The sequence below is a fragment of the Viridibacillus arvi genome, assembly GCF_001274945.1.
Lineage (GTDB): Bacteria > Bacillota > Bacilli > Bacillales_A > Planococcaceae > Viridibacillus > Viridibacillus arvi.
On the sequence record NZ_LILB01000005.1, the window covers coordinates 1,236,131 to 1,252,009 of the forward strand.

At 34.9% G+C, this 15,879-nt stretch carries 7 protein-coding genes; 1 reads left to right on the forward strand and 6 read right to left on the reverse strand.

The genetic code is table 11. The features are described from left to right. Positions 1 to 144: 144 nt before the first annotated feature. Positions 145 to 1,512: a S41 family peptidase gene (locus tag AMD00_RS15185; RefSeq protein WP_053417843.1), complete on the reverse strand. Its 1,368-nt coding sequence runs from the start codon at positions 1,510 to 1,512 to the stop codon at positions 145 to 147. A 318-nt stretch (positions 1,513 to 1,830) separates the two neighbouring features. On the opposite strand from AMD00_RS15185, the gene AMD00_RS15190 reads away from it, so the two are divergent. Next, positions 1,831 to 2,382, forward strand: a complete 552-nt coding sequence (locus AMD00_RS15190) for a hypothetical protein (protein WP_053417844.1) — start codon at positions 1,831 to 1,833, stop codon at positions 2,380 to 2,382. 214 nt (positions 2,383 to 2,596) lie between these two features. On the opposite strand, the gene AMD00_RS24180 is transcribed toward AMD00_RS15190, so the two are convergent. From AMD00_RS24180 to AMD00_RS15210, 5 genes are all read right to left on the reverse strand, one after another. Next, entirely contained in the window at positions 2,597 to 2,722 is a 126-nt protein-coding gene (locus AMD00_RS24180; RefSeq protein ID WP_281173075.1) for a hypothetical protein, read from the reverse strand. 357 nt (positions 2,723 to 3,079) lie between these two features. Next, on the reverse strand, positions 3,080 to 6,436 hold the full coding sequence (locus AMD00_RS15195) for a hypothetical protein (protein WP_053417845.1): 3,357 nt from the start codon (positions 6,434 to 6,436) through the stop codon (positions 3,080 to 3,082). A gap of 516 nt (positions 6,437 to 6,952) precedes the next feature. Next, complete coding sequence (locus tag AMD00_RS15200; RefSeq protein WP_157059264.1) at positions 6,953 to 8,500, reverse strand: Ig-like domain-containing protein; 1,548 nt, start codon at positions 8,498 to 8,500, stop codon at positions 6,953 to 6,955. Between the two features lie 68 nt (positions 8,501 to 8,568). Next, positions 8,569 to 13,128 (reverse strand): S8 family serine peptidase, encoded by a 4,560-nt coding sequence (locus tag AMD00_RS15205; protein ID WP_053417847.1) that lies wholly within the window; start codon positions 13,126 to 13,128, stop codon positions 8,569 to 8,571. 773 nt (positions 13,129 to 13,901) lie between these two features. Continuing rightward, positions 13,902 to 15,116, reverse strand: coding sequence for a hypothetical protein (locus AMD00_RS15210; RefSeq protein ID WP_053417848.1), 1,215 nt, complete (start codon positions 15,114 to 15,116; stop codon positions 13,902 to 13,904). Between the last annotated feature and the right edge of the window lie 763 nt (positions 15,117 to 15,879).

The window sequence follows — 15,879 nt, forward strand, 5'->3', positions numbered from 1 at the left end:
TTTATTAGCCAAGTAAAATAGTTCAATGCACAAACTACAGACCAAGATTATTCCTTCTAAATATTAAAATCCCCCAATTCAGCATTGAGGGATTCTTGTTAATAGTATCGGTATTGATATTTTCATTTCATTGAAATAATTTGGTTATTTAGTGATATTAAGCTCTGCATATGCACTTTTGGACTTTTTCGTTTTGCTCGTTAGTACAACATAATATTTAGTTCCAGGTTTTAGCTGTTTGTTTGGTGTTAGTTTCAATTGTAGTTTTGATGTTTTTTGAACTTTAATTGATTGTTGTTTACCACCAATTTGTAGTAGGGATACTTTAGCGTTTTTCATAGTGCTCCAGTTCATCTTCGTACTGTTTTTAATAGTGATCGTTTTTTGTGCTGTTTTTTGATTAATGTTCGAGAGTTTGTTATACCCTTTTAGTTGTTGCTTTAAGAAATCTCGATGGCTATATTCGATTTCTTTACCGACAGGTGTTTTAACATTTGGTGTGATACCTTTTTTCTGTATTTTAGTGTTTTTTGGTCCCATAAATTCACCGGTAGTCAGTTTCAACTGGCTACCATCTTTTAAAGAAAATACTTGCTGCATAACACCTTTACCATATGTTGTTTGCCCATATAATTTGGCTGCTTTTTGATCCTTTAATGATGCTACAGTCATTTCAGAAGCGCTCGCTGAATTGCCATCCATAGTGATAGAAACGGGTGCATTCCATCTAATCTTTTGCTTTATTGGCTCTGTGTAGTAGGTTTCACTATCCTTATATTTAAACAAATAAGCTACTTGCGCTTTTGGAAACAAGCCAATTACTTCTTCAGCTGCAGTAATGTAACCACCGCCATTACTTCTTAAGTCAAAAATCCACCCTTTCATACCAGGCATTGATTTAATAGCCTTTTGGATCTCTTTGCTACTATTATCCGCATAACTATTAAGGCGTATGTACCCAATGTTACCCGCTAGTTTTTCGGTCTCAACATTAGGTATGTTAATGACTTTACGGAATAACGTTTTCGTAAATGTACTGTTTGTTTTTGAGCGATATATGGTCAAAGTTACTTTAGTGTTTTCTTTTCCCGTAATGAGCCCAATCGTTGTTTGAACTGCTTCTCCCACCAAATTCTTACCATCGACTTCCTTAATAATATCTCCTGCAAGTATGCCTCCGTTAGCTGCTGGCCCACCTTTAATAGTAGAGATAATTTTCAATCCATTAGCATGTTCTTCAATCGTCACACCGATTCCGACTAACTTCATATCAATCGAATTCGTAAAATCTTTATATTCCTCTTTGGTCATATAAACGGAATACGGATCAAGCTGTTTTGTTAAATCCCTGATTGAAGTACTATTTAATACTGATTCCGATACATTTGGATAATAGTATTTTTTCACTAACTGCTTCACTTCATCCAGTGGCTCTGCTGCATAAGCAACCGATGTCGTAAAGAAAACACATAAGGCAATAAGGCTCAATACATAAATCCGTAGTTTTTTCATGGTATCCCTCTTATACTAGTAAGTTTATTGTTCATTATTCATTTTACCATTATATTGAAATTGATGATAGTTATGTAATATTTATATTCTACGACTTTTCACAATACACTATTCTAATGTGATTTTGCTTGAGTAATGAGGTGATGCCGAATGCCAAAATTTTAAAAAATGGAATCAAAATTGGATAAGAATTAGAGAAGAAATCAAGAGATTAATAGTTTGCTACTAGGAAAACCTATAAATACCTTTTTGACGTTATTTGTCCAATATTATAAAATAAATAAATGCATATATTTTACAATAAAGGGGGCGATGATTATGAAATTTCTTACGCGTTTTCTATGTGCTTTTGTACTGCTCTTTTCAATAATTGCAGTTGTAGTTCCAATTACTTCACATGCGCAGAGCATTAAAGTAAACAAATCGTTTAAAAGTGCTGCAAAAAAAGGCCAACTTCTTGGTAATAAAGGCTATGTCGGTATGACTTATAAAGAATTGAAGAAATCGGTACCTGGTAAGGCTCTTATTGCCGAAGCTGTAAATGTCTATTATGCTAAAAGAGGCGGTACTATGTATGGATTTGAACAATATAATCCACATACTGGTTCAATCTCGTATAAAATTAAAAGTACTGATGATGTCGAGTACATTTCTAACACTTATTCTGGTAAATTAACACACAAACAAATGAAAAAATATTTTGGTCATCCTGTTGGAAATCGTACATATGGTACCAAAAACAAGCTTTATAAATCAGATGTTTACTATATTGGCTTCCGTAGCTATAAAAGGGGTAAAGGTTATATAACGGATATCGCGATTGGTACACGCGATATGATGGATTTAGCTGCATTTTTTAATGGCTACTAGTATCAAATAAAAACAGTTGAATATTAAGTGAGTTTTAAAAAAAGTGAAAGAATACTTAAAGAGCCAGCGATTTGCACATAGATCACTGGCTCTTTAGATTTACTATATAACGTAAGTTTTTTTGCAACCTCTACAAAATATGCGAGATTGATCACTGCATTAGTTAACCAAATTAACTTTAAACTATTAAGATATATGTAACCAATGTTACCCGCTAGTTTTCTCTTTCAACATTAGGTATGTTGATGACTTTACGGATTAACATTTTCGTAATAGTAGAGATATTTTTCAATCCATTAGCATTTTCTTCAATCGTCACACCGATTCCGACTAACTCCATATCAACCGAATTAGTAAAATCCTCACACATAGTGACCTGAATAAAATATCTCCTAATTATTTATTAATTAAACTTTTATATGGTGATGCTTCTATATCAATTAAAATAGCCGTGCAAAACTTCAATAAAGAGCAGAGGTTTTAATAAAAAAAAGCAGCTATAAAAGACTGGATAACTACACCATTTGTCTTTATAGCTACTTATATAAAAGATACTGAATACTAAACAAAAACTCAATTATTTTTGATTATTGAAAATGAAGGATTTAATTTTGCAAATCTTCATTTGGCAAATATCCCAAAAACTAAAAATACATTACAAACTTAATTGAGGTGTTACCCTTATCAAGTAAAATTATTACGATTGTACTCCTGTTAATTCTTTGTTTTTGTCTTCAGTCGTTTCTTTATCTTGGTTTTCTGTTGTTCCTTTGTCTTGACCTTCTGCTACTTCTTTATCTTCATCTGTTGTTTCTTTGTCTTGATCTTCTGTTACCTCTTTATCCTCTTCCGTCGTTCCTTTGCCTTCTTCTGTTATTTCTTTATTCTCTTCTTCAGAATCCTTAATATCTTTTTCTACGTCGCTTTCAATGTCTGATCCATCTTCATTTAGATTATTCATCTCCGATGATCTACCACTTTTTGAATAACGATCAATCTCGGCTTTTTGCGCCACTAAAGATGCATAATTGAAATCAAATAAATTTGCTCCTTTTAAAATTGCATCATCTACTGCTTCTTTTGCGGCATTGTATTGTTCTCTTGCTTGATTTAATTGTTCACTATTTTTAATTGATCTAATAGTTGTAAATTTAAGGTCTGCCAATTTATCTTTTGCATTAGTGATGGCTGCATCTTTTGCCACTTTTGCTTCATAGCGTTTGATTTCTTTTTGTTGGGATTCCATTCTCCAATAATTTAGTATAAAGTCTTGGTCTTTTGCGCCCTTAGCCAACGCTGCATCTACTGCTGTCTTTGCTGCATCATATTGTTCTTGCGCTTGCTTTAACTTTGCATCACTATTGATTGAAAATAACATAACAAATTGCAGGGCAAGTAATTTATCTTTTGCTTCAGTAATTGCAGCATTTTTTGCCACCTCTGCTTCGTAACGGTTTATTTCATTTTGTTGTCCTTCCAAATTTGAATAATTCGTTCCGAAGTCTGTTGCCACTGCTCCTTTAGCCACCGCTGCATCTACTGCTGTTTTTGCTGCATCAAATTGTTCTTTTGCTTTATTTAAATTAGCATCAAATTTGATTGAACCTTTTGTAAAGAAATTAAGTTCTTTTAATCTTTTATTTGCTTCACTGATTGCTGTAGCCTTCTCTTTTATTGCTGTTTCATAGCGGGCAATTTCATTTTGTTGTTTCTCTAATTTTCCTATCTCTTCGAAATCTGTAGCAACAGCACCTTTAGTAAATGCAAAGTCTACTGCTACTTTTGCTGCATTGTATTGTCCTTGAGCCTCCATTAATTGATCATTATTATTAATTGATTGAGATTCACTATAGATCAAGGCAGCAATTTTAGCTTTGGCCGCATCAATTGCTTCTGTCAGCGCCATTTCAAATCGAGTTATTTCATTTTGTTGACCTACCAATTTTTCAATTCCTTTTATTTCTGTCTCTACTGCACCTTTTTTCTTCGCTTCGTCTACTGCTGCTTTTGCTTCATCATATTGATTTTTTGCTGTCCCTAATTTTGTTTTATTGTCGATCGAATTTTCTTTATAGAAATCTAAATCTGACAATTTTTTCTCTGCTGCATTGATCGCATCTAATTTAGCTTTGACCGCTGCTTCATAGCGACTAATTTCATTTTGTTGTGCTTCTAAATTTGAATAATTCGTTCCGAAGTCTAATGCCACTGCACCTTTTGCTTCTGCTGCTTCCACTGCTTTTTGTGCTACATAATATTGAGCTTTGGCAATTTTCAAATGGTTATCGTTCTTGATTGAATTTTCCCCTGCAAACCCAAGTTGTTTTAATGCCGTTTTTGCGCTTTGGATTGCTATTGATTTTACAGTTTCATAACGTTTTATTTCTAAGCCTTGAGCGTCTAATCTTAAATAATTTAAACCTAAGTCTAGTACTAAAGCTCCTTTAGCCTTTGCTGCTTCTACTGCCTCTTTTGCACCTTTGTATTGTGATTGAGCATCATCCAAGTTTTTTTGATTTTTTATTGAATTCAACTTGAAGAAATCTAAGGCTGCTAATTTAGACTTCGCTGCATCTATAGCATCTGCTTTTGCTTTTTCTGCTGTTTCATAACGATTAATTTCTTGTTGTTGTGCTTCAAATCCATCTATTCCTTTTATATCTGTAGATACTGCTCCTTTTTTCTTTGCTTCATCTATTAGTTTTTGAACTTCAGTAATTTGGGTTGTTGCTTCTTTCCAATTGCCCTTGGTTTTAATTGAACCAGTACCTGTATATTTTAATACTGCTAATTTAGACTCTGCTGCAGCTATTGCGTCTGCTTTTGCTTTTTCTGCTTTTTCATATCGCTGAATTTCTTGTTGTTGCTTTAATAATGCATCTATTCCTTTTATGTCTGTAGCTACTGCGCCTTTTTTCTTTGCATCATCTATTAGTTTTTGAACTTCTACAATTTGTTTATTTGCTTCTGTCCAATTGCTCTTCGTTTTTATTGATCCAAGTTCTGTGTAGTTTAATTCTTTTAATTTATTCTCTGCTGCAGCTATTGCGTCTAATTTAGCTTTGAATGCTGATTCATAGCGATCAACTTCCGTTTTTTGCGATGCTAATTTTGGATAATCATTTCCGAAATCTGTTGCTACTGCACCTTTTGCTACTGCTGCATCTACGGCTATTTTCGCCTCATTGTATTGCAATTTAGCTGAAGTTAACTTTATCGCATTATCAATATCATTAACTTTAAAGAATTGTAGAGCAGCCAACTTCTCTTTTGCTACTGCGATTGCTTTTGAAAGCTCTGATTGATAATATCCACCAGATGATCCTGATCCACCTTGATTTGTTGAACCTCCACTGGTTTGTATACCGTTAATGACGGTAATTATTTGGCCACCTGGTGTTTTAATTGTTCCATTTGCTACTGTTTTTCCATCGTACCAAAGACCATTATATTGGATGATGCCTACATTTAACCTAGCCCCATTGTATAAATCACCGTTATAGATTCTATAACCTAAATTTAAAACACCATCAATGTATAAATCTCCTGTTTTTGGATGTAGGCCCGTAAATACTATACCTTTTAAATAGTATTTCCCTTCAAAAGTACCCGTTGCCTTCTTACCATTTTTATAATAGATATCATTTGCTAAACCTGTATAAGCTTTTCCTTTATTGTAGTAAATTCCTTTATATACACCAGTCGCTTTACTACCATTTTTATAGTAAGAACCATTAGCTATACCAGTGAAGAGTTTGCCTTTCAAGTAATATTTCCCTTTATACGAGCCCGTTGCACGTTTTCCACTTTTGTAATACACGTTTCCTTTCGTGCCCGTTAGCAACTTACCTTTTTTATATACCTTTCCTTTGTAGGTTACTGTTCCATCTACTACCTTGCCGGTAGCTTTGGAAACTAATAATCCATTAGAAATTTTATATTTTGCTTCTGCTGAAGCATCCTCAGATACACCAACTACTGCTCCAGTAATAATTGCTGCACCTAATGTTAATGTAACTAATGGTTTAATAAATTTAAGACTATATTTACCCATTCATTCAACCTCCATTTTTAATTGCAACTCATTTATTCCCATGAATAATATAAAAATATCCAATTTTAACATTTATTAAATTAATTATTATAAAAATACATATAAAGGCCTTTGATTTCTTGTTAATAACAAACATAGCTAATTAAATACAATAAACTGAATATGAATCTCTCCTTTATCAATGTCCCTTCCAATATGTCTAAATAAAAAGGTCTAACAATTCCTGAATAAATATAAATACAATTACATACACATGTTATGATTCGAATATTAAAAATAGGTTAAAAAACCTAAAAAACTTTATATTCCATATTTTCAAAATCATTAAGTATTACTTTCTTCTCAAAAAAAGAGCCGAAAAAGAATCAGCAACTCTTGTGCTGCCTTTTTCGACTTAAAAGATCTCTCATATTTGGATTTATGTATAGGAAACAAAAAGATGGGGTGCCGTTCACACCCCGTAGCTCCTCATAGATTCACTGCAAATTTCTTATCAAACGCTAATTTTCTTTCTTTTTATTTCTTAACAGTAATCACTTTTGCTTTGCCTACATTACCTGACTTGTCTTTTGAATAAATTGATAACTTCGTATTCACTTTCTGTTTTTTTATAGTGACTGAGAAAGTGCCTTTCTTAGATGCTGTAGCTAATCCAATAATCTTACTTCCCGCTTTCACATAGACTTTTGAACCAGCTTCAGCTTTCCCAGTTACCTTAGTAGATGTTGTTCTCACTGAATTTACTGAAGGTGTTTTTGGTGCAGTCTTGTCTATTACTGTCATTTTCTGAGAAGCACTTGTATTTCCTACATCATCTGTTGCAGTCAATGTTAGGATAGTACCTGCTTTTTGGGCATTGATATTGATAGAAAATACACCATTTTTATCTGAATAGCCTGTACCGATATATTTCCCTCCAGCTTTAATAGATACTTTTACTTCAGCTTCTGTTGTTCCTTTTACTTTACGGTCTTTGTCTGTGACTGTTTTGACAATTGGTTTCGTTGGGGGTGTTTTATCCTCGACTATAATCATTGTTTCCGAACTCAATTTATCAGAAGCGCTTGCTGTTACATAAAGAATTGTTCCTGCTTTAATCTTCACATTCAATGGAATAGAAAAAGTACCATCGGCTTTAGTAACGGCTTGCGCAAAGAAATTATTTTTATCCGTTACGGTTACCTTCGTACCTGCATCCGCTGTACCCCTAATTTCCATACTTTCAGATGTTACTACATTGACTTCTGGGGCGTGTGGAGTCACTGTTGGGTCAGGGACTGGTGTTGGATCCAATGGAATTGTTGGAACTGGATCTGGTTTTGGTGTTGGTACTACAGGTGTTGTTGGATCTGGATCTGGTTTTGGATCTGGTGTAGTTTTTGAAGCAACCAGTTCAAAAGCATTCGTTTTTGCAGTAATACTTTTATCTGCCAGGCTAACTGATGCTGTGTACATGCCTACTTTAGATTTTGAAGAGTCAAAACTAAAGCTATATGTCCCATCTTTAGTTGTTTTGACCGCACTTTCCGTATTTACTTTTACGCCTTCTCTTTCAATAATAATATCAACAATCTCATTACTGACAGGTTTATTATCAAGCGTTACTTTTCCAGTTAGTTGAACTTTATCGCCAATTTCATATTTAAGTTTATCACTTTGCACACTTATGCTCTTTTTTGAAACTGGATTTGTATTTGTTAATTCAAAGGTAGAATAAGCAGGCGTTGCATTCTTTGCAGTAATTTGAATCGTATAAGATCCACTCTCGTATTTCTTAGGAGATATAGTTTTATATATGTTGCCGTTTCCATCCATTTCAGAATCTTTCCATTGGTAGGTTTCAACAACTGTGTTCCCTTTCTTTACTTGCATAAGGGGAGCTGTTCCCGTTCCTGCTTTTCCGTCCTTTAATACCACTCCCGATATATTTATCTTATCTCCCGAAGTATATTGTGAAGCATCAGTATTTACAGTAATCGATACACTACTAGCTGCTAAGGCGGGAAAAACTGCATTTAAAAATAAGAAAGTAGCAATTAAGCTTGTGATTAGACTTTTTTTCAAAACATTCACTCCCATATTGGTAGATAAGAAGATGGGAAGCAATTTCTGCCTCCCTCTCATTCTTTTTACTAGTTGACTGTAAATGATTCAAGATTGCTTGAATCGGCTAGTGGAATAGGATTGTCATCGTTATCCCATACAAACACTTCGACTGTGTATTTACCTTTATCAAATGATTCTAACGGGATATCTACTCCAAAACTATTTCTTGATTTGCTATTAATCTCTTTCGATTTAACTTCTTTAAAGTAAACAACTGCACCATCTTCATCTTTGACTTGGAAGGCTACTGTAGGATTCAATTTGTTTTTCCCTTGGTTTTTAATGTTTGTTTTGATACTTACACTGCTATCTGTTGTGAAGGATGTAGCCTTTTCACCTTTTGAATCACGTGTTGAAACGGATTCAACACTTACAAAATAATTGGAAACGGTGAACTCAGTTGCAAGTTTCTCGCTTTCATCACTTCCAGCTGCACCTATTAATAATTTGTAATTACCGCTTTTCGCTAAAAGATCTGGCGTAAATGTGCCTGTATACGTTTCTCCTTGACCTGGTTCAAGGTCAATCACGTTTCCTTCTGGATCAATTACTTTAGCTTCCCAGTTAATCGATTCAGTCGCCTCAGCCACGATATTCGCAGGATTTTCAACTGTTACATCGCCACCGCCATTTGAAATCTCTAATGATTTAACAAATGGAGTATTTAGAGCTGCCCCTTTATAAATAGCTATCGTTTTCTTAGTCACATGACCAGCTAGATCTGTCACTTCGAAGTCAATATCATTTCTACCTTCGTCTAATACTAACTGAACTTGTTGCTCTTGAGTTAAAGATCGCATTTCATATGGCTCATCGAAATCATGTGCAAATTCTTCACTGCCATTTACTAATAAGCGTAACTCATCAAAGTTATCTGCAACTTTTACTGTAACAATAGGGTCTCCATCTTTTGTTGTTTCAGTAGGTTTTTCACTTTCAGTAGTATCATTCGGATCTTTATTTTCAGTTCCTTCATTAGTAATTTCACCTTCTGAAGCGGTAATAGGATCTTTACTTTCAGTTCCTTCATTCGGCACTTTGTTGTCATTAGATTCTTTATTTTCTGACTCTTCAGTAGAATCTTTACCACCAGTTGGTACGAAATTATTAGCTGGTAGATTACTTACAGAAAGTGTTGGAGCCTGCGTATCGATAATTACTTGTCTTCTAAATTCAATTTTATTACCAACTTTATCGGCACCTGCAATGAAAATGTCATGCACACCATCTTCTGTGAATGTAATATGTGTTGCAAATTCATATTTTTTTGTGACTTCATTGTATTTTAAAACTACATCTTGTTCTGTAGGGTTTAATTTATCGCCCTTGATTTTCAAATACTCTACTTGTGATGCATCTGTTACATAACCAGTAAAAGGTACTTCGCGTGTATCATAAACGCCCAGTGCTTCCGGTGTATCAGATACGATATACGGAATTGTATTATCTCCAGGGCTTGAAGTCTCTTGTCCACTATTATTAAATGCATAATCATATGCAACAACCTTAATGTTATCTTCAACATTATATTTCTGTAAGTCTAATTTAAATGCATTGCTTGTACCAGGATTTACTGAACCTAAAAGTTTATTATCTAAATAAATCTCAAGATATTGTAATCCACTTCCTTTATTATCAGTAGCATTGAATGAAAGGATGCCCGTATTTTTACTGAAGGCAATGTTTGATACAACCGGTGCTGTGTTATCAACAATAACAGGGATTTTAGTTACTTGTTGTTCTTTACCTGCAAAATCAACTTGTGTTTTTACTTGATAATAATATGTTCCGTCTGCTGCTATTTTATTATTCAGTTTCCCATCCCATTGTGTATAAGAAGGTTTATATGAATAAATAGAATTGTTGCTTTTTCCATTATGATAATTTTTGCGTTGTTCTTTATCCGTACGTAGCTTACGTAATACTTTGCCACTTGTATCGGTAATCGTATATTCCACTGTTTTACTGTTTCGCAAGAATGAAAGTACAGGTGCTACTGCTTCATTTTCACCATCTCCATTTGGAGAAATAGCAATCAAATTTTTACTGTATTTTTTAGTAAATGGATTGTATCCAAGATAACTCCCTTGATCATCTACCGTTCCTGAAACACCATAGTAAGAGCTTGCATCATAAATCATTTGATCTAAAACTGGTGGCTTATTCCAATCCCCTTTAAAACCTAGGTATGGAATTGATAAATCTGGAAAGACGACATCTTGAGATTCATTTGTAAGCGTGATAAACCCTTCAACAAAGTAGCCATTCTTTTGAATGCTTTCTAATTCCGTTTTTACTTTTGAAAGGTCTATTTCAACAGTAATATCTTTAGATTCTCCTGCAAACAAGGTAATCTTTGGCGTACCTACTTTTACTACCGCGCCTTTAATAACTTGTTCCTTCAGAGCATTAGTTGCTGAAGTTCCTGAACCTTTCGTTGCATCAGTTAAAACAGATGCGCCTACATTATAAGTTGCATCTTCTTTACTGAAGTTGGTAGCTGTAACAGTCATTTTGAACTTGTCAGTACCGATTTCCTTCAACTCAACTTTACCTTCACTTGTACCCTTTGCTTCTACAAATACTGGCGTTGTGACTGCAGCATTCAATTGCATTAATCCTGCACCTTGTAAACGTGGTGAGTATGCGATATTGTCATTTGATGCATCCGTTACAATTTTCGCTGTATTCATAAGCAATGTTTTCGCGCGTTTCACTTTTTCTACACCTTTTAAACCTGGGAATAATTCTTGAACTTTTTCCAAGACAAGTGCTGCACCACCTGATACATGAGGGGCTGCCATTGATGTCCCACTCATGACACCATACTTATCATCATTAAAAGTCGAATAGATTTGTCCGCCTGGAGCAGTAATCTCTGGTTTCATTTCAAGGCTCGGAGTGACACCCCAAGAACTAGTAGCTGCCATTTGCCCCTTAGAACCATTAACAACTGTAGTCATTTTCCCATTAAAGTCTACTTTACCTGTGCCGCCTGCTGCTTTGATTTTTGTTTCTAAAGTGGTACCATCTGCTACACTTAAAGAAACAAGGGGAATTGTTGGGCTATTTAGTGCCATGTTTACGTAATCGCCATGTGCTGCAGTTCCTCTAATTATGACTCCTATTGCTCCTGCTTTTTCAGCTTGAGCTTGAATTTCTCCATAGTTTGGATTCGCTGCTGTTCTGACTGCGAATACTACTTTCCCTTTTACTTCTTTACCTTTATATTGTGCTTCACTTCCATCGCCAACATAGACTACATCTTTTTCAGACGATTTCCCAAATACTTCTAGAGGTATTGGAGAAGCCTGCGTTTTATAAGCTATTGGCAACGTTTCTTTTCCTATTTTCAATGTCATTTGATCTAATGTGATTTTATCATTCTCAATGGAAGCGACAGATATTGAATTGGCGGTAAGCCCAGGAGCACCGACTAAACCAATATCAGGATTTGAAGCTAACGGATTTTCCCCGTAATTATAGCTAAACTGACTAGAGTTACCAGCCGAAATAGACATTAATACTCCATTTTCAACAGCTCTTTCTACGGCTTTTTGCTCTAAACTATTTGAATCAACAAAGCCTGCCGTTGAGCCTAAACTCATGTTCAATACATCTGCACCAAGAATAATTCCGTCATCAATTGCTTTAATATAAATATCTCCAAAAGTCGATGGCATTGCTTGGTCATTACCAAACACTTTGAGTGCTAGTAATTGAGCCTGTGGAGCTACACCTTTTATTCCGTTACCTGTTTCGTCACCATTTGCACCTACTGTGCCTGCTACGTGCATCCCATGCATTGTAGCGTCAGGGCCAAGATCACGAATTTCTTTGTTTTTATCAGCGTAGTTGTAACCATAAGGAACCTTCAAAGAGTAATATTCACCAGGAAGATTATTATTTTTTACAAAATCAGCTACTTTTCCTGATGTCAATTTATGTTTGGCATCTTCTTTTAAAACCATATCATCATGGGTATTATCAATTCCTGTATCAATGATTCCTACAACCATGCCCTTCCCATCATAGCCAGCATTCCATGTTTGAATTGCTTCGACCATGTCTTTACTTGATAGCATTGTAGGTTTTACAGTTGGTCTTTCATACTCATTAACAATGCTCACCGATTCAACATTCGGCAATTTTTCAAGATTCTCTATTTGACCAAATTCTATTTCTCCACTGACTCCATTGACAACAGTAGTGAAGGTATTTTCCACATCAAAATCAATCTTTTTTGTTTCCACATCTGTCATGAATTCTGATTGTTCTTCTTTCACAATGTTTTGTAATTCTGTTTTCTTTTCTTTTGCTAAATCTTTATATCTTATACCTCTTTTAGTAGAGTAAGAGATTGCTGGGGCTCCTTCCAACTCAACTATTACCCTAACAGTGTCACTATCCTTATACTCATTCGTGGCTTCTTTAATTTTTTTGTTCGATTTTTCAATCTTCACAAGTTTGTCGAGATCACTTGTTTCAGCTTTTGCAAAAGATGTGCTAAACGCAGCATTTGAAACAGTTAATAAAGAAACTAAACCAATAATCGCACTCTTTCTCAGTTTTTGAATTTTCTTCACTCGTTTCTCCCCTTTTTCAATTAGTGAAATAATAAACCCCCGCTCCTCCCTACTTAAAATAAAACCTAGTAATTTAAACTATTTTACTAGGTATTCAAAATGTATCATTCGAAATTTAGCTAGTAAATAGCGAAGTCTGTAGTATTTTGAATATTCTAAAATATATTTTAATGCATTAAAATATCTCTTTTTTACTTATTTTCTGTATAAATTCATATCGTTAAGTAATGCTCTAGATTAAATACTTTATAAAGAAAATATCAGAAAATTGCCACAGAGAATTCACAATTATTAGAGGGTTTTCTCCCATCATCGCTGTTTTTCAACATAATAAATGCTCCTGTATTATTCGACATGGCTATTGTTTCTTAATAACTATTTGATCGACTTAAACGCTTCCTCTTTTTGATTTCTGTTACATAAATAACTACTATCACCGCATGTCACCTATAGTTATAACAAGTGGCCATAATCTATATGTTTTGTGAGATACATTACGCTTTTTTTTCATATTTGCTTTCTCAAATAGAAAAAGCCTTTACTCCTGTTGGAAGGAATAAAGGCTCTTGATTTATTGCTATAAGATTAATTATTTGAAGGTTAGTTTGCTAAAGTTAATATTTTTGGTACTTCTATATCCTCTTGTGACTGATCGATATGTCGTGAGGAGTGATTATAATTATATTTGAAATCTCACTTATTACGGCAAACAAAAACCCCTAACCTCCGAAGAGATTAGGGATAATTTTTACCAATTGTTCAAGTATAACTATCTATTCAAAGAAATCGGCTTTATTTACACCATCAATAATAATATTCCCTGTACTTGATGTTGAGGTGATTTTAAATTGTGCTGCACTTACTTTTTCAGCTTGAGCTTTTACTCCAGTGTTCATTAAACGATTATTTATATGATTCACCAGATCATCGATTGTCACAAAATTGGATGTTAGTTGAATATTTTCCATAGTTGTGCCGTCACTAATTGTAAATGTTCGATTTTTTGAGATATCCGTATCTGTTCCTAGCCCAGAGGATTGCTCAAAGAAGTACGACCAATCTGCACCTACTAATGTAAATGATGAAGCAGAACCCGGTTGGAATGCGCTAATTTGGAAAGTATCTTCAAATCCAAAGGCAGCAATTGGACGATTCAATATACCATTTGCTCCGTCTTTTTTATAATAGAAATCTTGAATGTGACTCTCTACAACACTGCCCATGGATACTCCTTTAGAAAAATCTGTCGAAAGTGCCCATGAAACATAAATTGGTATACGATCTGATCCAATGACAATAGAAAAGTCTTTTCTATTACCAGTAAAATCACTTAATGTAACAGGTTTACTAACGAGTTTTGCTTGAGTTCCTTTTACAGTTGAATAGTCAAAATTCGTGATCATTTTACTTGTGATAGCCATTGGAACTACAGTTACGGTGAATGTACCTGCTTTAATTACTTGTCCATCTTTTTTCACTTGAACAGTAATTGTAATTGGCCCCCCCAACGCAACACCTGTTACTATAGCGGTTCCACTAGAGTCATTAGATACAGTAGCTGCAACTTTCGTTGAATCACTAGATGTGAGGACGAGCGTTTCATCATTTTCAAGGTTGATATGATTACTTCTATCAACCCCAGCGCTAGTTACTGTTACATTTAGCAATCCTGTTAATGCTGTCACTTTACTATTTTCAAAGGCAACTACCGCTATATCTAATGCAGCTTTTGCATCAGCTAATTGTTGGGTTGTTTTGTTTGCAGAATTTGTTACAACTAATTGTGCAACATCAATGGCTTCTTTTAATGTCGCTTTTGAGCCTTTTACATTTTGACCGATTTCTACTCCTTCTTCCGTATTCTTGTAAAGATTTGTTGCTTCTGTAATGGCTGTAGTTAGTGCAATTGTATCTCCTGCTTTAATGATTTTGCCCTCAAAATTTGTTAAGGCACTATCTAATTCTGCGGCCGCTACATCTAATTGCACTTGAGTTTTATTAGCTCTGTCATCATAGACACTTTGAGCTATCGTTATAGCTGTAACTAAAGTATCTTTATCTACTTGGGCTACCTGACCTACTTCTATTCCTACAGTCGTTCCTTTTAAAACTGCAGTTGCCCTACTTATTTTTTCATTCAGAGCAGTTGTATTTGTACTATTCCCGTCTTATACCACATTTATGGTTTTCGAATCGAGCCTTCACCATGCAGGCGGCTTTCACCGCACATGGCGATCTATCAATGGTCATTTTCATTCATGAAAAATATAGATGTGATTGAAAACTACCATAGACTGGGTTCCTTCGCTCCTACATGTTTTATCCTCCTCATATGTTGCCATACAAGTACTAGCGGCATGTGATCGACACTACTATGAACCCGCAGCCATTCTCTTTGCTTCGTCGGTGCTGATTCACCTCTTCAAAGAGAACTTCAAACGTTCCGTTATTTCCATCCCTGATTTTGACAGCCTTAGGTTTCCACTATTCAGGTGTGAGAATGGTTAGTTTAACAGTCAATTATGCTAACCACCAATACATCATTTCTTATATAAGGATGAATATCGAACTCCTAGCATTTCGCGCTATTCACTACCTCACCCTGCCTACATGGATTCGTCCGCCTAACCATAGCTGTCTTTTAAAGAGCCCCGCCTCAATTCTTCTAGTACGACTTCACCTGACTTAACCCCTTTTGCTTATCAGCGCATCACTGGATCCAGGAGGATTAGGCACTTGCATAAAAGACTG

Bases quoted from the DNA above. Each gene is read 5' to 3' on its own strand.
- AMD00_RS15185 (WP_053417843.1), bottom strand. From the start codon at position 1,512: ATGAAAAAACTACGGATTTATGTATTGAGCCTTATTGCCTTATGTGTT.
- AMD00_RS15190 (WP_053417844.1), top strand. From the start codon at position 1,831: ATGAAATTTCTTACGCGTTTTCTATGTGCTTTTGTACTGCTCTTTTCA.
- AMD00_RS24180 (WP_281173075.1), bottom strand. From the start codon at position 2,722: ATGGAGTTAGTCGGAATCGGTGTGACGATTGAAGAAAATGCTAATGGA.
- AMD00_RS15195 (WP_053417845.1), bottom strand. From the start codon at position 6,436: ATGGGTAAATATAGTCTTAAATTTATTAAACCATTAGTTACATTAACA.